Annotated in this window: 17 protein-coding genes; 2 read left to right on the top strand and 15 right to left on the bottom strand. The window is 66.2% G+C overall.

Translation table 11 applies throughout. The annotated features are described in order from the left end of the window. Positions 1-217 precede the first annotated feature (217 nt). Positions 218-3040, top strand: coding sequence for an aminotransferase class I/II-fold pyridoxal phosphate-dependent enzyme (locus ACFRAH_RS04690; protein WP_377989755.1), 2823 nt, complete (start codon positions 218-220; stop codon positions 3038-3040). Positions 3041-3178: 138 nt separating this feature from the next. Here the strand turns inward: ACFRAH_RS04690 and ACFRAH_RS04685 are convergent, their stop codons facing one another. Further along, positions 3179-3865 (bottom strand): TrmH family RNA methyltransferase, encoded by a 687-nt coding sequence (locus ACFRAH_RS04685; protein ID WP_377989754.1) that lies wholly within the window; start codon positions 3863-3865, stop codon positions 3179-3181. Positions 3866-3916: 51 nt separating this feature from the next. Here ACFRAH_RS04685 and ACFRAH_RS04680 point away from each other — a divergent pair, with 51 nt between their 5' ends. Beyond that, complete coding sequence (locus ACFRAH_RS04680) at positions 3917-4753, top strand: HAD-IIA family hydrolase (protein ID WP_377989753.1); 837 nt, start codon at positions 3917-3919, stop codon at positions 4751-4753. A gap of 28 nt (positions 4754-4781) precedes the next feature. Here ACFRAH_RS04680 and ACFRAH_RS04675 read toward each other — a convergent pair whose 3' ends face one another. The 14 genes from ACFRAH_RS04675 to ACFRAH_RS04610 form a co-directional block, all read right to left on the bottom strand. Further along, positions 4782-5831: a thioesterase domain-containing protein gene (locus tag ACFRAH_RS04675; RefSeq protein WP_377989752.1), complete on the bottom strand. Its 1050-nt coding sequence runs from the start codon at positions 5829-5831 to the stop codon at positions 4782-4784. 113 nt (positions 5832-5944) lie between these two features. Then, positions 5945-6505 carry a hypothetical protein gene (locus tag ACFRAH_RS04670; RefSeq protein ID WP_377989751.1) on the bottom strand — a complete coding sequence of 187 codons (561 nt, stop codon included), beginning with the start codon at positions 6503-6505 and terminating at the stop codon, positions 5945-5947. Between the two features lie 92 nt (positions 6506-6597). Beyond that, positions 6598-7356, bottom strand: a complete 759-nt coding sequence (locus ACFRAH_RS04665; protein ID WP_377989750.1) for a GAF and ANTAR domain-containing protein — start codon at positions 7354-7356, stop codon at positions 6598-6600. Between the two features lie 83 nt (positions 7357-7439). Next, on the bottom strand, positions 7440-8012 hold the full coding sequence (pyrE, locus tag ACFRAH_RS04660; protein ID WP_377989749.1) for an orotate phosphoribosyltransferase: 573 nt from the start codon (positions 8010-8012) through the stop codon (positions 7440-7442). Between the two features lie 40 nt (positions 8013-8052). After that, positions 8053-9300 (bottom strand): FAD-dependent oxidoreductase, encoded by a 1248-nt coding sequence (locus ACFRAH_RS04655; RefSeq protein ID WP_377989748.1) that lies wholly within the window; start codon positions 9298-9300, stop codon positions 8053-8055. Positions 9301-9384: 84 nt separating this feature from the next. Then, positions 9385-9906, bottom strand: a complete 522-nt coding sequence (locus ACFRAH_RS04650; protein ID WP_377989747.1) for a gluconokinase — start codon at positions 9904-9906, stop codon at positions 9385-9387. A gap of 9 nt (positions 9907-9915) precedes the next feature. Further along, positions 9916-11145 (bottom strand): D-mannonate dehydratase ManD, encoded by a 1230-nt coding sequence (manD, locus tag ACFRAH_RS04645; RefSeq protein WP_377989746.1) that lies wholly within the window; start codon positions 11143-11145, stop codon positions 9916-9918. A gap of 48 nt (positions 11146-11193) precedes the next feature. Beyond that, a complete protein-coding gene (gene uidB, locus ACFRAH_RS04640) occupies positions 11194-12585 on the bottom strand; it encodes a glucuronide transporter (RefSeq protein WP_377989745.1) in 1392 nt (463 codons plus the stop codon). Between the two features lie 55 nt (positions 12586-12640). After that, positions 12641-14464 carry a beta-glucuronidase gene (gene uidA / locus ACFRAH_RS04635; RefSeq protein WP_377989744.1) on the bottom strand — a complete coding sequence of 608 codons (1824 nt, stop codon included), beginning with the start codon at positions 14462-14464 and terminating at the stop codon, positions 12641-12643. 183 nt (positions 14465-14647) lie between these two features. Continuing rightward, positions 14648-16072, bottom strand: coding sequence for a mannitol dehydrogenase family protein (locus tag ACFRAH_RS04630; RefSeq protein WP_377989743.1), 1425 nt, complete (start codon positions 16070-16072; stop codon positions 14648-14650). Next, positions 16069-17469: a glucuronate isomerase gene (gene uxaC, locus ACFRAH_RS04625; RefSeq protein ID WP_377989742.1), complete on the bottom strand. Its 1401-nt coding sequence runs from the start codon at positions 17467-17469 to the stop codon at positions 16069-16071. The genes ACFRAH_RS04630 and uxaC overlap by 4 nt, the downstream gene beginning before the upstream one ends. A 90-nt stretch (positions 17470-17559) precedes the next feature. After that, complete coding sequence (locus ACFRAH_RS04620) at positions 17560-18600, bottom strand: LacI family DNA-binding transcriptional regulator (protein ID WP_377989741.1); 1041 nt, start codon at positions 18598-18600, stop codon at positions 17560-17562. Positions 18601-18752: 152 nt separating this feature from the next. After that, on the bottom strand, positions 18753-19664 hold the full coding sequence (locus ACFRAH_RS04615; RefSeq protein ID WP_377989740.1) for a sugar phosphate isomerase/epimerase family protein: 912 nt from the start codon (positions 19662-19664) through the stop codon (positions 18753-18755). Next, positions 19661-20857, bottom strand: a complete 1197-nt coding sequence (locus ACFRAH_RS04610; protein WP_377989739.1) for a Gfo/Idh/MocA family protein — start codon at positions 20855-20857, stop codon at positions 19661-19663. Before ACFRAH_RS04610 ends, ACFRAH_RS04615 begins: the two co-directional genes overlap by 4 nt. Between the last annotated feature and the right edge of the window lies 1 nt (position 20858).

Below are 20858 nucleotides of genomic sequence, written 5' to 3'. Positions count from 1 at the left end.
TGAATCAATCTGAGCACGGACCGTGAGGTGCATCACCCGCACTCATTGAGCTTCCGTCCGGGGTTTCGGACAATCCGGCCAAAACTGTTCTTCAGCTCATCCTCGATGGGGACCTTCCGATACCTTCGAATCACCCCCTGCGCCGACGGCAGTTCGAGCCGGGCGGCCCAAAATCTTTCCCCTTTTGCTGATAGCCGCTGCCTGCCCGGAGGACTTCATGAACGCCGTCCCGCCCGCCCCTCTTCTCAACGATCATTCCCCGGAGGGCTTCCCGCCAGCCGGGGCCGCAGAGCATGCTGTGGCCACGCCAAGCAGCGTCTGGCGGCTTCGCACAGACAGCTGGGACTTTCTCGCCTACACCACCAAACTTCTGAGTGCTGCCACTGGGAACGGGGATTCTGCCACCGGGCTGATGGCCGAATCCGTCCGGCTGTTGAACATCCTCGACTCCATCGAGCCCTACTTCGCCTGCCCCGGGCGCGGGCTGATGACAGACCTGCGCTCGAGTTTCGCGATGAAGGACTACCGCGTCGCCGGGGAGCTGATCGAGTCCGCACGCAGCACACTCGCACGTACTGTCGCCGGCACCACAGAACTCCCGCCAGCACCCCAGTACAGTGATCCGGCCGCTCAGCCGGGCACCGTGGCCGGGTCCAGGCGCCGGTTTGAGGTTCTCGTCATCGACGACATGTCCGAATCGGACCAGGAATCCCTCAAGGCAGATTTGCGCGGCAGGAGGCGCCGTGACGACGAGTTCACATACGACGTCATCGTCGTTCCCAGCTTCGACGACGCCCTCATTGCAGTGCTCCTCAACCCCGAGATCCAGGCCTGCGTCCTTCGCCCCGGTTTCGCCACAGCGACCCGACAACATCTGGGACATGATCTGAGGGCATTTCTGGACAGCTTCTCCGGGGCCAGCCCTGACCCGATACATCCTGTTCAGCGCATTCTTCGGCTGGCAGGAAAGCTCTCTGAACTGCGCCCCGAACTCGACCTGTACCTGATCGCGGGCGTAGCCATCGAAAAGGTCGCCGGATCCTTAACCAGGCATTTCCGCCGCATCTTCGCCCGGGCGGACGGGCTCGAACTCCATCTCTCCCTGCTCCGCGGAATCGCTGGCCGCTACGACACTCCCTTCTTCACGGCGTTGCAGCAATACAGCAAGCGGCCAGCAGGCGTCTTTCACGCGCTCCCCATCTCACGGGGAGGTTCGGTGGTGAATTCCAGATGGATCAAGGACATGGCCGATTTCTATGGCCTGAACCTGTTGCTCGCGGAGACCTCAGCCACCTCGGGCGGCCTGGACTCTTTGCTGGATCCCCACGGCGCCATCAGGGATGCCCAGAACCTGGCGGCCCGGGCCTTCGGCGCCCAAAAAACGTACTTCGTGACCAACGGGACCTCTACCGCGAACAAGATCGTTCATCAGTCGATCGTTGCCCCAGGAGACGTGGTACTCGTCGACAGGAACTGCCACAAATCCCACCACTACGCACTGATGCTGGCCGGCGCTCGGGTGGCCTACCTGGACGCCTACCCGCTCGACAAGCATTCGTTCTACGGCGCTGTCCCGCTCCGGAGCATCAAGCAGACTCTGCTGGATTACCGCCGAGCCGGCCGCCTGCACGAAGTCAAGATGATCACCCTGACCAACTGCACCTTCGACGGGATTGTCTACGACGTGGAAAGGGTCATGGCCGAATGCCTGGCCATCAAGCCTGACCTGGTCTTCCTCTGGGACGAGGCATGGTTCGCATTCGCAGGTTTCCACCCGCTCTACCGCCGGCGAACTGCCATGGCGGCCTCAAGGAAGCTGGAGCAGGACTTCGAACAGCCGCGTTACGCGCGACAGCACGCCGAGCAGGCCCTGGCGCTGCATGACCCGCAAACAGGGGAACCGGCCCCGGACGAAGAGTGGCTCAACACACGCCTGATCCCGGACCCTGCACGGGTCCGCCTGCGGGTATACGCAACCCAATCAACGCACAAGACCCTCACCTCCCTCCGCCAGGGGTCCATGATCCACGTCTACGACCAGGACTTTTCACGGCACAACGAGGATGCCTTCCGGGAGGCATATATGACGCACACCTCCACATCACCGAACTACCAGATCCTCGCGTCACTGGACATCGGGCGCCGCCAAGCCGAGCTCGAAGGCTACGAACTCGTGCAGCGGCAAGCAGACCTTGCGGTCAGTATCGCCCAGACAGTCGCCCGCCACCCGCTGCTGCGAAAGTACTTCAGGATCCTGACTGCCCATGACCTTATACCCGGCGAATACCGGCAGACTGGCCGGTCCTTCCCCCTGAGGGACGGGATCTCGTCGATGCACAATGCCTGGCGAAGCGACGAATTCGTTGTTGATCCCTGCAGGCTCACTCTTGACATAGGGCGGACGGGAATCGACGGCGACACGTTCAAGCACCTTCACCTGATGGACCGGTTCGGCATCCAGGTCAACAAGACCTCGCGGAACAGCGTTCTGTTCATGACCAACATCGGAACATCACGCAGTTCAGTGGCCTACCTCATCGAAGTCCTCGTCAAAATCGCTGAAACCCTCGAAGAGGACACCAGCAACCTGAACCCTGCAGATGAGCGAGCCGGCCGGGCACGGGTAAAAGCCCTGACGAGCGACCCTCCGCCCTTGCCGGATTTCAGTCACTTTGCCGCACCGTACCGCAGCGGGGAGCAGACGCCGGACGGGGACATCCGCGCCGCCTATTTCGACACGTATAAGTCGGAGGCCGTTTCCCATCTCACTCCCGACGAGCTCGCACGCCGGGTGGGCGCAGGAGAGGAAATTGTCTCTGCCGGATTCGTCACCCCGTATCCTCCGGGGTTTCCCGTCCTCGTCCCTGGCCAGGTCATCACTGGAGACATCCTTGCCTTCATGAGTGCCCTGGACACCAGGGAAATCCACGGCTTCAACCATCAGCACGGATACCGCGTGATCGTGGTGCCGGCGCAAAAAACCACTGACAGCCAAGCGACTGCCAATACCGGCGCGCCTCAGAACCAAGGAACACGATGAACCCGCCCGTCCCGTCACGGCCTGCATCAGTCGAAGAGCCCCCTTGCCCGGAGGACTGCCCCTACTGCACGGGACCCGAAACGGACTGAAACCGCCCCGGGCAGGGGAAACACGCGCGACGTGCCGTCTCGGCGGGAATCAGACGTGCTGGCCGAACACGTGCCGGCGCACCCACGCATGCATGGCGATCGCCGCAGCCGAGCCCGCGTTGATGGAGCGCGTGGACCCGAACTGCTCAATGGACAGCGTGGCCTCCGCTGCCTCGTGCACCTCCGGCGTCAGCCCTGGGCCTTCCTGCCCAAAGACCAGCACGCATTTCTGCGGCAGCTCGTAGGTCTCCAGCGGAACCGAATCGGGGAAGATGTCGATCCCGATGATGGCCAGCCCCTCCCCCTGGGCCCAGGCCACGAAGTCCTCCACGGTGGGGTGGTGGCGGACGTGTTGGTAGCGGTCGGTGACCATCGCCCCGCGCCTGTTCCACCGCCGTCGTCCGATGATGTGGACCTCCTTGGCGAGGAACGCGTTGGCGGTGCGCACCACGGTGCCGATGTTGAGGTCGTGCTGCCAGTTTTCGATGGCGATGTGGAAGTCGTGCCGTTTGGAGTCCAGGTCCGCGACGATCGCCTCGTGCCGCCAGTACCGGTACTTGTCCACGACGTTGCGCCGGTCGCCGTCGGCCAGCAGGTCCGGATCCCAGTGGTCACCCTCCGGCCATTCACCTTCCCAGGGCCCGACGCCGACCTCCGGCTTTTGTTCGGGCGTCCCGTTCTGGTCCGGCTGGGCTGGGTCTGGCTGCGGTTCGGGTGTCCCGGGCGTTTGCGTCACCCCTCAACACTAGACTGGGCTCCGAACGCAAACATCTCGCGAAGGATAAACATGGCAGAAGCGGACAAGGTAAAGACATCGGCGGCCGTGTACCGCAGCGGCCAGGAGATCGAGTGCTGGCTCACCGACATGGACGGCGTCCTGGTGCATGAGAACCAGGCGGTGCCCGGGGCCGCAGAGTTGGTCCAGCGCTGGGTGGACACCTCCAAGCGCTTCTTGGTCCTGACCAACAACTCGATCTTCACGCCGCGTGACCTCGCGGCCCGGCTGCGGGCTTCAGGCCTGGAAATCCCGGAGGAGAACATCTGGACGTCGGCCCTGGCGACGGCCCAGTTCCTGAAGGACCAGGTATCTGCCGGCGGACCGGACAGCGGAAACCGCGCCTACACCATCGGCGAGGCCGGGCTGACGACGGCGCTCCATGAGGCCGGATTCATCCTCACCGACCAGAACCCGGACTTCGTGGTGCTCGGCGAAACCCGCACCTACTCGTTCGAGGCGATCACCACGGCCATCCGCCTGATCCTCGCCGGCGCCCGCTTCATCGCCACCAACCCGGACGCCACCGGGCCGTCCAAGGATGGCCCGCTTCCGGCCACCGGCGCCATCGCTGCGCTGATCACCAAGGCCACGGGCCGGGAACCGTACGTGGTGGGCAAGCCCAACCCCATGATGTTCCGCTCCGCCATGAACCAGATCGACGCGCACTCGGAGACCACCGCGATGATCGGCGACCGCATGGACACCGACATCATCGCGGGCATGGAGGCCGGGCTGCACACCGTCCTGGTGCTCAGCGGCATCACCCAGCGCGAGGACATCGCCGCGTACCCGTTCCGCCCCAACCAGGTGCTGAACTCGGTGGCGGACCTCAAGAACCAGATCTGATCCGGGCCGCGGCCGGCGGCCGGCCGCGTCAGAACGGGGTCATCTTCCCGCCGCCTCCGGGCAGCGGGAAGATCTGGTTCTCCAAATCCTCGAGGATGGGCCGGTACACGAACGGGTTCCAGCCCGGGCTCGCGTGTGCCGGCAGCGCCCCCGTGGTCTGCCGGTCGTCCGAGGCCATGTTGGCGGCGAAGGTGCGCGCCCACGAATCACGCGACGTCTGGTAGTTGACGGTCTGGTCCCGCGGATTTCCGATGTAGGCCATGCGGGCGTCGCCGATCTGGCCCGCGAAGCGCGTGGCGTCGAAGTGGTAGATGTAGGCGGACTCCGTCTGGATCAGCACGCTGGAGGGGGCGATCGGGGACAGCTGCTCCAGCGACTGGTCCAGGATCTGGCGCCAGGTGCGCTCGTCCTTGTGGGCCACGCGCTCCCCCAGTTCGTAGCCGCCGCGCAGCACGGACGGGATCCGGAAGCCGCTTTCATAGAGGAACACAACGCCGTCGAACCAGCTCTGGTCCAGGACGTCGAACTTGCTGTAGGGGCTGCAGTCGAGGAGGATCAGCTCCACCTTGACGCCGTGCAGCTCCAGTAGCCGGGCGGCCACCTGCGTGGCCACCATGCCGCCGAAGCTGTGCCCATAGAAGTAGAGCGTGGTGAGGTTGTGTGCCCGGACGTGCTCGATCACCGCGATGACCAGCTGGTCGATGTCCAGTCCCAGGTTTGAATATCCCGCCGCCGCGAGCTGGCCGCGCAGCCGGAGGCTGCCACGGAGCGAGTTGAGGATCCACTGGGCTTCTTCCCAGCTGGTCTTGTAGCCGGGGAACAGGATCCAGCTGGCGTGCGGGAAGTAGCTCTGCGCGAAGTCGTCCTCAACCGTAAGGATCTTGTGGACCTGCCGCTCCTCCTGCACCCGCTTGGTGAAGAGCATGTCCGCCGCCAGGACGGTGGAGGCGCCGGCTCCGGTGAGGAAGGTCCGGCGGGAGAAGCGTTTCAGGTCCGCGGCGCGCCGGAGCAGCCGGGCAGCGTCCCCGCCCGGCGCCTTATGCCGGCCCGTCTGGCCGGCGGCCCCTTCATATGGCACTGAACTACCCTAGGCACAGCCCATCGGGGCAACACAAGTCTCAGCTCAGATGCCTGGCACGGCATACGGCCCGGCAGGCCGTTGATCGGAAAGGTGGGGTCTGGGCAGCCTCGTCAGCTGCCTGAGGCGTGTTTTTGAGCCGCTTCGGCCGGTTCCCGGCGAGCGATCTCCTCGCCGATTGCCTCGTACCGGGCCAGCAGTTCATGTCCGGAATGCCCGGCGGGATCGTCCAGCATCCCGAAGACCGCGTCGCTCGCGGCCAGCAGCTCGTCAGGCGAATAATCGGATAGCAGGCGGAGCCCGGCCTCCTCCAGTGGCTGGGACAGCTCTGACGGGTTTGTCAGCGTGAAGTCATGCCGCGATTCCGCCACGGCGTGGTCGCGGGCGGGCATGACCTCAAGGAACACCCCTGGTGCGCCTGCCGCGGCGACCTGATGTGTGCCGGCGTCGAGGGCGTTGAGGTCGAAGCGAAGTCCGGCGAGGGCGGATGACTCGACGAAAGCAGCGCGGGAAAGATCCACAGTGATGGGCGAAGAGATGCCCATCCGGCGGACGCGCCGGATTTGGTGCATCAGCTCCGGGCGGGACGCCAGGGTAAGGCTCCCGCGGACGTCAATGCGGGCGGTGCCGGCGGCGTCGTCGATCTTAATGAGGGGATTAAGCTGGTTGTCCATAGGTACTCCAAAACGGGGCGTCTATGGCCGACGGCTCAACCTTGGACAGCCTATCCCGGCTAGTCCCGCCGCACAACCAGCCGGAAACCGGGCTACCCCGCCTGGACCTTCCCGGGCTCCTCGAAGTGGGTGCTGGCCTCGCCGCCTCCCACCGAATTCACCAGCGACGCAGCGATGTCGCGAAGCTTCAGGTTGCTGTGGCTCGAGGCATCGGTGAGGATGCGCACGGCCGTCGCCTGGCTGCACCGGTTCTGCGCCATAACAATGCCGACGGCGATGTCGATGACGGTCCGTGATTCCAACGTGGCGCGGAGGTTCGTGGCGCTGTCGGAGTGCAGCGAAAACCTGACCGCCAGGCGCAGAGCCTGGGAGATCTCCCGGGTGTACCCGCGGGCGCGGGCTGCGGCAGCCTCGTTGAACTTGTGGGGTACGTCGGAGTAGAGGTTGAGAGCGGCTTTCGCGTCCCCCTGCAGGTTGAAGGGCAGCGACAGCACCGAACGCAGCCCGTGCGAAGCCACCGCATTAGCGTAGTCAGGACCCCAGCGGTCTTCTTCGAAGAGATCCGGAACGTGGACTTCCCGTTCTTCCTCCGCAGCCGTCAGGCACGGCCCCTGGGACAGCGAATACTGGATTTCATCCACCTCGCGGGCGGAGTCGCTGCTCCAGCCGATCGTCGCCGCCTTGCGGTCCCTCAGCAGCGTGATACCGCAGAGGGCGTCGTCGCCGTCGCCTGCCACCTGGTGCGCCGAGTACCGCGCCAGCTCGTTGAGGAAGTCTTCAAAATCGGCGCTCTCCAGAATGAGGTTCTGGATTTGCTCTACGCTGCTCAGGGCTTGATCCGACGGGCGCATGACGGGTACTCCAAGTGAAGGGACTTTTCCGGGGTACGGAAATACTAGGCCACCCGAGGTGTGCCGTCCACCAGGACAGCCGGTCAGCTCAGGCCGAGCTCGTCCTTGCTGAAGGCGTAGAGGTACGGCACGCCGGCTTCGGCTTCGATCTTTTCCTTGGCGCCCGTGTCGCGGTCGACGATCACGGCAACAGCCACGACGTTGCCGCCGGCGTTCCGCACACCCTCGACGGCGGTCAGGGCCGAGCCGCCGGTGGTGGAGGTGTCCTCGAGGACCAGGACCTTCCGGCCCTCGACCGAGGGCCCCTCCACCTGCCGGCCCATGCCGTAGGACTTCTGGGCCTTCCGGACCACGAACGCGTCGATGCCCCGGCCGGCGTCGGTGGCTGCGTGCATGACGGCGGTGCCCACCGGGTCGGCCCCCATCGTGAGGCCGCCGGCGCACTCAAAGTCGATGCCGGCGTCGTCAATCAGGGACAGCATGACCTGGCCCACGAGCTTGGAGGCCTCGTGGTGCAGGGTGATGCGGCGCAGGTCGATGTAGTAGTCCGCCTCGGCCCCGCTGGACAGGATGACCTTGCCGCGGACAACCGCGAGCTCCTTGATCAGTTCCAGAAGTCGGGCGCGGGCAGCAGCGGCGTCAAGCGTGGGAGTCATGGGGTCCAGTTTAGTGGCTGACCGGTTTGTGACGGACCGCCTAGGCAGTGGGCCGCCGCGCCTCCCGGCGGGCGAACGCCGGGGCGTGCTCGGGCCTGGGGCCGATGGCGATGAGCCGCGGCAGAATGCGGCGCATCGCAGGGAAGTGCCGGCCGACGAACTGCACAAACGGAGGTGCGCCGGACCGTTTTCCGCTGAACAGGGGAATGAACACGGCACGGTGCATGCCCCGCTGGACAGTCTGGATGATGACCGTGGGCGGCATCCGGCGCCGCTGCACCGCCGCAAGGTCCTTCACCGTGACTTTGCGGCGGTGCAGCGCGGGTGCCAGCCGGGCAGCCGCTGCGACGGCGTCCTGGATGGCGAGGTTAATGCCGACGCCTCCGGCCGGGGACATCGCATGGGCGGCGTCCCCGATGCACAGCAGCCCGTCCACGCACCAGCGCCGGAGCCTGTCCAGCCGGACGTCCAGCCAGTGGAGGTCCTCCAGTGACCGGATGGCGTCAACACGGTCGGCCAGGTCCGGGCGCAGTGCTGCAATCCGTTCGCGGAACCGTTCCAGCCCCTCGCTGCGGATACGCTCGCCTGCGCCCTTGGGTGCGAAGTAGCCCATTTGGTAGTAGTCGTCCCGGAACAGGGCAATCACGGCGTCGCGTTCCCCGAAGGCGGGAACGATGCCGGCCACCTCGCCCTGCTCGGACGCGAAGCGCGGCAGCTTGAACCACCAGGTGTCGAACGGCACCGGGTACTCCTTGGACTTCAGGCCCGCGGCCTGGCGCAGCACCGAGTGCCTGCCGTCGGTGGCCACCACGAGATCCGCGCGGAGCTCACCCTCTGCTCCGTCCTTGGTGAGGTACCGGATTCCGGCGACCCGGCCGCCGTCGTAAATCAACGAGGTTGCCTTGTGCTCCATGAGCAGCGTGAACGAAGGTTCCTCTGCGGCGGTCCGGGCCAGGAAGTTCAGGAAGTCCCATTGCGGCATCATGGCGATGTAGTTGTAAGGCGGCTTCAGGCCGGAGAAATCGCCGAGTGTGATGGTGCCGCCGCCGGGCCGCGGGAAGGCGACGTTGCGGAGCCGGCTTTGCGGCAGTTCGCGGAACTCAGCGCCGAGGCCGAGTTCGTCGATGAGCCGGATCGTGGAGGCATGGACGGTGTCGCCGCGGAAGTCCCGGAGGAAGTCGCCGTGCTTTTCGAGGACGGTGACCCGGACGCCGGCCCGCGCCAGCAGGAGGCCCAGCATCATGCCGGCCGGTCCGCCGCCCACCACTGCGCATCCCGTACTCTCCATGAGCCATACGGTACGCTCCCCGTGCACGGGAGCACAGAGCGCGGAGCCTGGACCCTTAAGCCCCCGGACCCTCTGGCGCTGCGTCTAGCTCGCGGCGCGGCAGACGAGGCGCTCAAGGCCGGTCATCGCCTGTTCGACGACGGCGTCCACGGGTGCGGCGATGTCCACCACCACGCCTGCCTCATCGGCCTGCAGCGGCTCCAGGGTGGCCAGCTGCGAGCCGAGGAGGGCGGGCGGCATGAAGTGGCCGGTCCGTCCCTCGGTCCGGGCGGTCAGGACCTCTTTGCTGCCGTGCAGGTGCAGGAACACGGTGTCCGGCGCCTGTTCCCGGATCGCGTCCCGGTAGCCGCGGCGCAGGGCCGAGCAGGCGAGAACCAGCCCGTCGGGGCCCGCGGCCGCCAGTTCCCGGTCCACGGCAGCGAGCCAGGGCCAGCGGTCCTCGTCCGTGAGGGGCGTGCCGGCTGCCATCTTTGCCACGTTTTCCACCGGATGGAGGGAGTCACCGTCGAGGAACGGTACGCCCAGTTCGCGGGCCACCAGGTCGCCGATGGTGGTCTTGCCGCAGCCGGAGACTCCCATCACGATAATGCGGTGCTTGGTGCTCATCAGTGGTTCCTACCAGTCGTGGACGGTGCCGTCGACGAGGCGGTTGTAGGGCAGGTAGGCCTGCTGGTACGGGTATGCGGCTGCGGCTTCCTCGTTGAATTCGACGCCGATGCCGGGCTTGTCGCCCGGGTGCAGGTAGCCGTCGGTGAACGTCATGGACTGCTCGAACACCTCGTTGGTCGCATCCGAGTGCTGCATGTATTCCTGGATGCCGTAGTTGTGGATCGCCAACCCCACGTGCAACTGCGCCGCGAATCCGACCGGGGAGATGTCCGTGGGACCGTGGAAGCCGGACTTGATCTGGTACTGCGCGGCGAAGTCCATGACCTTCTTCAACGGCGAGATCCCGCCGAAGTGGGTGGACGCCGCCCGGACGTAGTCGATCAGCTGTTCCTTGATGATGCTCTGGTAGTCGTACACGGTGTTGAAGATCTCCCCGATCGCCAGCGGCGTGGTCGTGTGCTGGCGGACCAGGCGCAGCGCCTCCTGGTTCTCCGCCGGGGTGCAGTCCTCCAGCCAGAACAGGTCATACGGCTCCAGGGCCTTGCCCAGCTTCGCGGCCTGGATCGGCGTCATCCGGTGGTGCCCGTCGTGCAGCAGCGGCAGCTCCGGGCCGAACTCGTTCCGGACGGCCTCGAACACGGTGGGCAGGTGCCGCAGGTAGGCCCGGGTGTCCCAGTCCTCCTCCACCGGGAACGCACCCCGCCCCGCCGGCTCATAGTCATACCGCTCCCCCGACGCCTGGGCCTGCGCGGCCACGCCGTAGACGGCCTTGATCCCGGGCACCGCGGTCTGGATCCGGACGGACTTGTAGCCCAGTTCCAGGTGCTCGCGGACCGAATCAAACAGGGACGGGATGTCCGCACCCGATGCGTGCCCGTAGGCGCGCAGACCGTTCCGGGACGCCCCTCCCAGCAACTGGTAGACCGGCATCCCGGCCAGCTTGCCCTTGATGTCCCACAAGGCCATGTCGACGGCGGCGATCGCGGCCATCGTGACCGGGCCGCGGCGCCAGTACGAGGACCGGTACAGGAACTGCCACGTGTCCTCGATCCGGTGCGGGTCCTTGCCGATCAGCAGCTGCGCCACGTGTTCCTTCAGGTACGCGGCCACCGCGAGCTCGCGCCCGTTCAACGTGGCGTCACCGATGCCGGTCACACCATCCTCCGTGGTGATCCGGAGGGTCACGAAGTTGCGGGACGGGCTTGTCACGAAGACTTCCGCGGCAATGATTTTCACAGCAGGTCCTTTCAGGGGAACAGGTTCAGGGGTCAGCTGGCGGGCGGGTCAGTTAGTGGATGCGGCGCTTGAGCGTTCGACGGCGGCCTCGGCCGTTTTGGAGGCATCGCCGCTTTCGCGGCGGGCCCGGATGTCGGTGAGGATCTCGGCGTGCATGACGTCCGTGAGCTTGTACTTGGACATGACCAGCACGGCCAAAAGGGTCATGACGGCGGGCAGCGCACCGGCGGCAACCTGGATTCCGAAGAGCGCTTCCGCGCTCTGCGCTGCACCGGACTTGTAACCGCCCATTGCCAGCGCATAGGCGGCCAGGGCCCCGCCGACGGCCTGGCCGGTCTTGCGGGTGAAGGAGAAGAGCGCATAGGTGATGCCTTCGGTGCGGACGCCTGTTTTCCATTCGCCGTATTCGACGGTGTCGGCTTCCAGGGCCCACACCACGATGTTGACGGCGAGGACACCAACGAGGCTGATTACCAGGCCGGAGAAGCCGATCCATACCTGAGTGGCCGGGGTGAGGAAGATGATGGCTCCGCCGAGGACCGTGAGCAGTGAAGAGTAGATGTAGACCCGCTTCTTGCCGATCCCGCGAACGAGCCGGGGCATGAAAGCTGCCAGCAGGAAAGTGACGGCCAGCTGCACGATGGAAACCACCGGGTACAGGTCCAGCCGGCCCAGGACGTCACGCAGGTAGTACAGCTGGACCGAGGTCAGGGCGAGGTAGCCGGTGAGGAAGAAGAAGGAGCTCAGGCAGAGCATCAGGAGCGGCTTGTTGCCCCTGAGCGTGTCGATGCTCTGCCTGAGGGTGACGTTGGGAACGGCCCGGTGCACCCGCTCCTTCGCGGTGAACACGGTGAAGAAGTACAGGGCTGCGCCGATGGCCACGAACACCAGGGTGATGGTGGTGAAGGTGCCCTGCAGGTTGGCGCCGGGTTTAATGAGCGGTGCCACGAAGATGCCCAGCGCCGAGCCCACCAGCAGTGCCCCGATCATGCGGGCGGAGCCGAGCTTGGCCCGGTCCCCCGGGTCCTGCGTCATCGCCCCGGCCAGCGATCCGTAGGGAATGTTGACCAGGCTGTACGCCAGGCCCAGGGCGGCGTAGGTGACGTAGGCGTAGAGCAGGCTGCCCGATTCACCGAGCTGCGGCACAGAGAACGTTGCCACGCTGAGCAGCAGCAGCGGGATGGAACCGAACATGATGAACGGGCGGAATTTGCCGAACCGCTTGCTGTACGTGCGGTCCACGATCCGGCCGGCGAAGACATCGGCCAGTGCATCGAAAATCCTGACGGCCAGAAGCAGCGTGCCGGCCGCTGCCGCGGAGATGCCGGCCACGTCCGTGTAGTACACCAGCAGAAACATGGTGGCGGTGGTGAAAGCGAGGTTGTTGGCAGCATCGCCGGCGCCGTAGCCGATGATGCTGAGCTTGTTCAGCTTTTTCATGAGTGGGCTCCTTTACCCGGCGCAGGCCAGAGGCCGGCGCAAAATGTGAAAAGCGTTAGGGGTTGGTGAGGGTCTTGCCGCTGACGTTCTTGGTGCCGGCGAGCGCGGACCAGCGCTGCCGCAGGGCAAAGGCGGCGGGCTTGGGCCGGCGGTCCCGGGTGAACACGCCCTTCTTGTTGCCGTCCACGCGCATGATGCCGTTCGAGGTCTGGAAGTCCGCGAAGTTCCAGACCTGCTCCCCCACCATGGCGTCCACCCGGTCGAAGACCCGGTGGTACATGGCCAGGAACGCGGCCTGGTACTCCTCGCTCCACGGCTGCTCATGGATGGAGTGGAATCCGGGCATGGTGTCCGGCCCGTATTCGGTCATGATCATGGGCTTGCCGTACTTGGTTTCCCACTCGCGCAGTTCCTTTTCCAGGACCTGCTCGGCGGTGTCGAGGTCACCGTTGTTCAGGTACCAGCCGTAGTAGCGGTTGAGCATGATGACGTCGAAGAGGTCGCCCAGCACTTCCTTGTCCGGGGTGTCGAACATGACGTTGACGTAGCCCACGGGACGGGTAGGGTCCAGCTCCCGGGTGAGTTCCGCGAGTGGCTGGAAGTACTCGCGGGCACCTTCCTCGGAGCCGTTGGGTTCGTTGGCGATGGACCAGATCACCACTGACGGGTGGTTCTTGTCCCTGGCCACAAGCTCGGTGATGGCCTGGCGGTGGTTGGCTGCCGTGTTGGCGTCCACGCCGCCGTCGCCATAGGTCTTTTTGTTGATGCCGCCGAACACGGCACCGAAGCCGAGGTGCAGCCCCACGGCGGCGGTCTCGTCGATCACCACGATGCCGTGCCGGTCGGCGAAGTCCATGACCTCTTCGGCGTAAGGGTAGTGCGAGGTGCGGAAGGAGTTGGCGCCCACCCAGTCCAGGAGCTGGAAGTCGTTGACCATCTGGGCGTTGCTGTGGCCCTTGCCGACTGTCACGTGGTCCTCGTGCATGCCAAATCCGGTGAAGTAGAACGGCTCGCCGTTGATGAGGAATTCCTTGCCGCTGACCTCAACGGTGCGGACGCCCACCGGCAGGGTGTACGTGTCAGCCAGCCTGCCGCCGTCGTAAATTTCCGCCGCCAGGCTGTACAGGTAGGCGGCGCCCGGCTGCCAAAGTACGACGCCGTCAATCACCAGGGTGCCGGTGGCACCTTCGGCGGTGGCCACCGTGGCGCCGTCGGCGTCCCTGAGCGTGACCTTCATGTCTTCGCTGCCGGTGCCGCCCGCGGTGGCGATGCGGTAGTCAACTGAGCCGGTGGTGCCCTCGAAGCCGGTCACTACGGTGATGTCCTCGACCGTGACGGCGGGGGTGCTGTACAGCCAGACGCTGCGGTGCAGCCCGGCATAGTTGTAGAAGTCGTGAAGGTAACTTTGCTGCCGGCGGCCATCCTCGGTAACGGTGATGGTGCCTGGCGGGATGGTTGCCTGGGTGAGTTCGTTGTTCACGGCGATGGTGAGCCGGAACGCCTGGCCGGCCGCCACGTGGTCCGTGATATCCGCGCTGAAGGGCATGTAGCCGCCCGTGTGCTCGGCCACCAGCACGTCGTTGACCCAGACCATACCCTCGTGGGTGGCTGAATCCAGGCGCACGTGGATCCGCTCCCCTGCCCAGCCGCGCGGCACGCGCACCTCGCGCTGGTACCAGACGTAGCCCACATGGTCGCGGATGGCCTTGTCCGGGAAGACGTCGTTGTAGCTGGCGGGAACACCCATCTCGAGGTCCGTGGCCAGCGGCGCCTTGAACCACTCCAGCTGATGCCCGGTCCGGTCAAAGTCCACCTTGAAGCGGTAGAGGCCGTCTAGGTTGATTAGCTCTCTGGTTTCGTTTGCCTGGGGCTTGAGCATTGGAGAAGTCCTTACGCGTCCTTGCGGGGCTTGTCCGGCGGCGGAGCCTGCCGGAGCCTGGAATTTATTTGAAGCTTTATGTAATGGTAGCCACGCCGGCAACCAAATGGCAAGCGGTTGCCATAAGTTGTCAAAAAAATATTGCGGGAGCCCGTGCAGGCGCCGCAATACTGGCCGCCGTTCTCACTGGTCCACGAACGAACCTTGGAGGCCGGCGACGAGCTCGACAATGTCAGCCTCAGCCGGGAGGTCCGGATCGAGCAGTCCAAGAAGGGATTCAAGCCGTTCACGCCCCTCGAGCCCGTTGGCCAGCCGAAGGGATCCGGCCAGGGGGTCGGTGATTTCCGAGGCACAGATAACGTAATCCGCCCAGGCGGCGATCATGCGCCCGGCCGCGGCGCCGGTGCGCCCGGCCGCCCTTTCCGCGCGCAGCACCGGCACGGCCCGGAGCCGCAGCTTGGTGCTCCCGTCCATGGCGATCTGCGCCAGGTTGTGGGCTATGCGGGCATTTCCAAAACGCTGCAGGAGCGCTGACCGGTAGTCCCTTATCCTCAGTTCCTCCCCTTGGAGATGGGCTGCCGCCTCGTCCCAGAACGCCTCGACGGCTTCCCGGCACGCAGCGTCTGCCAACGCCTGCGCAACCGTGGCGTGGCCGCGCAGCTGGCCTGCATAAGCCAGGAGCGAGTGCGCTCCGTTGAGGAGCCAGAGTTTCCGGTTTTCGAAAGGTTCAATGTTGTCCACGAATGTGGCCCCGGCATCTTCCCAGCGGGGACGGCCCGCGGGGAAATCGCCGCTCAGGACCCAGTCGCGGAAGGGCTCCGTGACCACGGCGGACTCATCGCGGTAGCCGCACGCGGACGCGACGCTGTCAAGGTCGGCGCTGGTGGTCCGGGGTGTAATGCGGTCCACCGACGTACTCACAAAGCTGACGTTGGCCAGGATCCATGCTGCCAGTCCGGCGTCGAATGCCTCCGCCATCCCCAGGACAGCCCGGCGGGCGAGCGTCCCGTTGTGGGCCAGGTTGTCGCAGCAGACGACGGCGAGCGGCCCGGAGCCGGACCGGCTCCGCGCAGCGAGGGCAAGGACCAGCCGGCCGAGCGGAGTGGCCGGCTTCCCGCTGGCCGCGGCACCCGCTGCGAGCAGCTGGAGATCCGCGGCGATCGCCGGCGCGGCCGCGTCCAGGCGTCCGTCCGGGCCGAGGCCATAGGCGGCTTCAGTGACCGTCAGTGTCACGATCGCCGTCCCGGGGGAAGCGATCAGTTCTGCCAGCCGGCCGACATCGTCGCCGTCGGCCGCCTCAACAATGCTGCCAATCACCTCGAAGCTGTCACCCGCATCCGAGCGCTCGACCAGCGTGTACAGCCCGTCCTGCTGCGACAAAGTCACCGCCGCATCCGGCCGCCTGCCGGTGAATGACGCGATGCCCCACGCGGAGGAGTCGCCGGCGTGCTGGGTGTACCAGGCCTGGTGGGACCGGTGGAAGGCACCCAGGCCGAGGTGCACGATGCGGATGGGGGCCGCCGCGCCAGGCATCAGGGCGCGGCTGAGCCGCGGCAATTCTGCATGCCTGGAGTCCCGCAACGGATCGGCGTGCACATCGGCGCTCATAGCTTGAAGACCCTTCGCGGCGAGCCGTCCACGATGTCCACAATGAGTTCGTGGGCGCGCTCCTCGCTGACGCGGTGCTCGGCGACCAGCCGGGCGAGGAAGGAAGCCTCGATCCGGCGGGACGCGTCATGGCGCGCAGGGATGGAGCAGAAGGCGCGCGTGTCGTCGATGAATCCCGAGGACCGGGAGAACCCTGCGGTCTCGGTGACGGCCGAACGGAACCGGAGCATGGCGTCCGGCGCGTCCAGGAACCACCACGGGGCGCCGAGGTAGACGGACGGGTAGAAGCCTGCCAGCGGTGCCAGTTCCCGGGAAAACACTGTTTCGTCGAGGGTGAACAGCACCAGGTGGAAGTCCTTCGCGGTGCCGAAGTCCTGGAGCAGCGGGCGGATCGCCTCGGTGTAGTTGACGGCGAACGGAATGTCGTGGCCGGTATCGGCACCGAATGCGTTGAAGGTGGGCTCGTGGTGATTCCGGAAGGACCCGGGGTGGATGGTCATGACCAGGCCGTCCTCCACTGACATCCGGGCCATCTGGTAGATCATGTGGGCTTCGAACGCATCGCGGTCCGCGGGCGTCGCCCGGCCGGCGCGGGAGAGGTCGAACAGCCGCGCCGCTTCGGCAGGCTCGAGCTTGAGGGTTGCCGGAGTCCGCACGCCATGGTCAGCGGACACGGCTCCATGCTCCACGAAGTAGCGCCGCCGGTTTTCGAGGGCCGCAATGTAACCGGCATAGCCTGCGCCGCCCTCGCCCGCCTCGGCAATGAGCCGGTCCACGTTCGCGGACCAGGTTGGGTGGGCAATGTTCAGGTAAGCGTCAGGCCGGAACGTGGGGAGAACGCGTCCGTGGAACGTGGGGTCTGCCGCGATGGCCTTGTGGCTTGCCAATGTGTCCAGTGGATCGTCCGTGGTTGCCAGGACTTCAATGTTGAAGTCCTTGAACAGTTCCCGCGGCCTGAACCCGGGCTCCGCAAGCCGGCCGGCGATGGCATCGTAGCTGGCGTCGGCGGTTTCGGCGTTCAGTTCGTCGCGCAGCCCGAAAACACTTTCCAGCTGCGTTCGGAGCCAGTAGCCGGAAGCTGTCCCCTCGAAGAGCGGCCAGGCCCGGCAGAACGCCCGCCAGACGTCGCGCGGCTTGGTGCTGTTGCCCGCATGCAGTTGGTCCAGCGGCACACCGGAGGCATGAATAAGGCGGGTGACGTAATGGTCGGGGCTCACCAGGAGCGCTGCGGGATCCGGAAACGGCGTGTTCTGCTCGATGACGGCGGCGTCAACATGCCCGTGCGGGGAAAGGATGGGGAGGTCCTGGACGCGGCCCAACAGCGACCGCGCGATGCTGCGCGTTCCTGGGTCGGCGGGAAGGAGCCTGTCTGGGTTGACGGCAATCGACTGTGACATGGATCCATGATCGGCGTCCCGGCAACTTTTTGTCAACCGGTTGCCAAAACTTGCCACAAGATTGCCATACGGGCGTGGGATGCGTGCGTTCTAGGTGGCGCGGGCCAGCAGCCGGCCGCTGGAACCCCGGGCGATGAGCGTTGTCCGCAGCTCCGGATGCCGGGCCGGAACCGGGGACCTGCCCGCAACAGGTTCCGTGCCCGGCACTGCGGTCAGCAGCAGTTCCAGGGCGGCGGCGCCGCACTGGCGCAACGGCGAAGCGATCGTGGACAGCTGGGGCGTCGTGAAGTCGGAGCCGAAAATATTGTCGAATCCAACCACGCTGAATTCGTCAGGAATGTTGACCGATGCCGTCTGGAGTTCCTGCATCAGTCCGATTGCCAGCAGATCGTTGTAGCAGAGGGCCGCGGTTGCCCCGGAACCGATCACGTCCCGCGCAGCGCGCCGTCCGCCGTCGAGCGTCGGCGAATCCGCCGGCAGCAGGACGCAGTCCAGCTTGGACCACTCGCAGGCCGCCCGGAAACTCTCCCAGCGCCGCGCCGCCATCCATGATTGCTTCGGCCCGCCAACGAAGGCCAGTTTGCGGTGGCCGTTCGCCGTGAGATGCCGGACGGCTTCGCCGATGCCGGGGTCGACGTCCGGGACGACAGAGCCGATGCCTTCGATGCTGCGGTTGATGACGACGACGGGTTTGCCCTCGGCGAGCTCGCGGATCCGTGCATCGGGCATGCGCGGGCTGGCCAGGATGACGCCGTCGGTCGCGGGGAGCATCCGCTGCGCGACCGTGAGTTCGGTGTCCGCGGATTCGGCAGACTCCGCCAGGACCATGGTGAAGCCGCTCAGGGCGGCCGCCGCCTCCGCTCCGCGGATGATGTCGAAGTAGATGGGGTTGGTGATATCGGAGACGATGAGGCCGAAGGTATTGGTGCGGCCGGTGGGGAGCGCCCTGGCGAAGGGATTCACGCTGTAGTTCAGCTCCGCGGCGGCGTCCTCCACAAGCTTTTGGGTCCTGGCGCTGACCCTGCCGGGCTTGCCAAGCGCGCGGGAGACCGTGGACGGGTTGACGCCGGCCAGCTTGGCGATGTCGTAGATCGTGGCCTTGCCGCCGGCCGTCTTGGAAGTCTTCGCCATGGTAGAGGAGCCTGTTCCGTGCTGCGGTGCTGTCTGACGTGCCGATCCTACGGCACTGCAGCCGGTTGCCGGATCCGGCGGGGCGTCCCGGGATCACCGGGCGCACCCGCTGGCACCGGCAACCGGGCATCACACACTGCACGCTTCGCCGGTCAGCGGGCCGCGGCTCCCGTGCCGACAGGTATTCCGGCGAGTTCGGCCGTCCGGCGCAGGTACTGCAGGTTGCCGGCCGTGCGCTCGGCCAGCGGGACTTCGGTGGAGAAATCCTCAACCGTGACCCAGCCGTCGTAGCCCGCTTCCGCCAGGGCCCGGAAGTAGCCCAGCACACTGCCCTGGCCCTCCGCCAGCGGCGCCCACTCGTTCTGCCACACCGCTCCCCCGGCCTCGTCCCGTTCGGAGCCGCGGACCCAGCGGGCATTCTTTACATGGACATGGGCGAGGTAGGGGCCAAGGAGCTGCAGTGCCGGGAGCGGCGACTCCCAGCCCTCTATCAGCAGGTTGCCCAGATCGTGGATAACGCCCACGTGCTGCGGATCCAGGCCGTCCAGCAGCCGGCGGGCTGAGGACGCCGAGGCGGTGACGGTCCCGTGGTGGAGTTCCACGAGGGCCTTCACCCCGTGGTGCGCCGCCCGCGACACGACCCACTCGTAGTGTTCGCGGGTGTCGGCAAACAGCTCAGGATACGGACGTCCGCTGGCTTCCTGCCCGCCCATGGTCGCGTTGCCCAGCGGCAGGACGTTGACCCGGACCTGCCGGGCACCCAGGGCGGCTGTGGCGGCCAGCATGCGTTCGACGTCGTCGTGGTTGTCGCAGCGGGCGTAGCCTCCAAGCCCCGAGTATTCCAGCCCCGCTTCGGCGGTGACCCGGGCGATCTCCGGAAGTGCGTCCTCCAGCCCCGTCATGGACCACGTTGCGCGGTTGCCGGCCCAAAAGCCAGGCTCGGCGGCGTCCGCCTGGTCCGTGATGCGCCATTCGATGCCGTCCCAGCCCTGGGCGGCCAGCTGGGCGGCGGCCTCGGCAGGAGACCAGTCCGGAGTGGAGGCTGTGAATACCGAAAACCTCATGCCGGCACCTCCTCCAGATCGCCCGTCCCGGTCCGCACATCCGTGTCGTTGTACTTTCCGTCCATGACATCGGCAATCCGCACCGCGTGCCCGAGCGTCGCCGAGAGGTAAAGGGAGCGCACGGTCGCAAGCGCGGTGACGGCGTCCCGGACCGTGACTCCGGCGGGACGCCCCTCCCGGATGGCCGCAACGATGTCCCGGTACTGCCTGACGTGCCCGGCCGGGTAGACGGTGGGATCCAGCGCTTCCACCTGCTCTTCCGGGTATTTCGCCAGTTCGTTGGCCGCCTGGTTGCCGCCGCCAAGCAGTCCCATGCTGCTTTCCGTGCTGTCCGCGGCATCCGCTGCGTGGAAGTACTCAAGGCGGTCATTGTCGATCACGGCAGATCCCTTGCTGCCCATGACCTGCAGGCGCACAGTCAGCCCCGGATATGCGGCTGTGGTGGCGTGCAGCACGGCGAGTGCACCCGATTCAAACGTCACCGTGGCCACGGCGGTGTCCTCGACTTCCAGGCCGTCGTGGGCCAGCAGCGCTGTCCGGGCGTTGATCTCAACCGGCCGGCCGAGGAACCACAGCAGCAGGTCCACCGTATGAACGCCCTGGTTCATGACTGCTCCTCCGCCGTCCATGGCCCAGGTGCCGCGCCACGCGCCGGAATCGTAGTACCCCTGGCTTCGCCACCAGCTGACAGAGGCAATGGCGGAGGTCAGCCGTCCGAAACGGCCGGCCCGCCGGGCCTCGTCGACAGCCCTGCTTGCCGGATCGAAGCGGTGCTGGCTGATCACGCTCGCCACAAGGCCCTTGCCCTCGGCATCCGCGGCCGCGGCCAGGATCTCGTTCGCCCGGTCCAGGTTGACGTCCAGCGGCTTCTCGATCACCACGTGTTTGCCGGCCTCAAGGACCTCCAGCGCCTGCACGATGTGAAGACCGCTGGGGGTGGCGATGATGACCAGGTCCACGGCGGGAGAAGCGAGCGCCTCGGTGAGGGTGCGGAAAGTGGCAGGCCGGGGCTCGCCGCCTTCCTGGACCCAGTCCGCCAATGCCTCTGACGCCTCCGTGATTTCATCAACGAGTGCGGTGACCTGCAGTTCCGGCAGTTCCCGCACTGCCGCCGCGTGTGTCCGGCCGATGACGCCGCAGCCGGCAATGGCCACGCGAAGCCGGGCCGGCACTACCTGGGGATTTTCGTTCATG

It is taken from the genome of Arthrobacter sp. NPDC056727, assembly GCF_042790555.1.
Lineage (GTDB): Bacteria > Actinomycetota > Actinomycetes > Actinomycetales > Micrococcaceae > Arthrobacter.
This window is presented reverse-complemented; position numbering and strand designations above follow the sequence as displayed.

Bases quoted from the DNA above. Each gene is read 5' to 3' on its own strand.
- ACFRAH_RS04665 (WP_377989750.1), bottom strand. From the start codon at position 7,356: ATGCGCCCGTCGGATCAAGCCCTGAGCAGCGTAGAGCAAATCCAGAAC.
- ACFRAH_RS04680 (WP_377989753.1), top strand. From the start codon at position 3,917: ATGGCAGAAGCGGACAAGGTAAAGACATCGGCGGCCGTGTACCGCAGC.
- ACFRAH_RS04650 (WP_377989747.1), bottom strand. From the start codon at position 9,906: ATGAGCACCAAGCACCGCATTATCGTGATGGGAGTCTCCGGCTGCGGC.
- ACFRAH_RS04610 (WP_377989739.1), bottom strand. From the start codon at position 20,857: ATGAACGAAAATCCCCAGGTAGTGCCGGCCCGGCTTCGCGTGGCCATT.
- pyrE (WP_377989749.1), bottom strand. From the start codon at position 8,012: ATGACTCCCACGCTTGACGCCGCTGCTGCCCGCGCCCGACTTCTGGAA.
- ACFRAH_RS04690 (WP_377989755.1), top strand. From the start codon at position 218: ATGAACGCCGTCCCGCCCGCCCCTCTTCTCAACGATCATTCCCCGGAG.
- ACFRAH_RS04620 (WP_377989741.1), bottom strand. From the start codon at position 18,600: ATGGCGAAGACTTCCAAGACGGCCGGCGGCAAGGCCACGATCTACGAC.
- uidB (WP_377989745.1), bottom strand. From the start codon at position 12,585: ATGAAAAAGCTGAACAAGCTCAGCATCATCGGCTACGGCGCCGGCGAT.
- uxaC (WP_377989742.1), bottom strand. From the start codon at position 17,469: ATGTCACAGTCGATTGCCGTCAACCCAGACAGGCTCCTTCCCGCCGAC.
- ACFRAH_RS04670 (WP_377989751.1), bottom strand. From the start codon at position 6,505: ATGGACAACCAGCTTAATCCCCTCATTAAGATCGACGACGCCGCCGGC.
- ACFRAH_RS04655 (WP_377989748.1), bottom strand. From the start codon at position 9,300: ATGGAGAGTACGGGATGCGCAGTGGTGGGCGGCGGACCGGCCGGCATG.
- uidA (WP_377989744.1), bottom strand. From the start codon at position 14,464: ATGCTCAAGCCCCAGGCAAACGAAACCAGAGAGCTAATCAACCTAGAC.
- ACFRAH_RS04630 (WP_377989743.1), bottom strand. From the start codon at position 16,072: ATGAGCGCCGATGTGCACGCCGATCCGTTGCGGGACTCCAGGCATGCA.
- ACFRAH_RS04615 (WP_377989740.1), bottom strand. From the start codon at position 19,664: ATGAGGTTTTCGGTATTCACAGCCTCCACTCCGGACTGGTCTCCTGCC.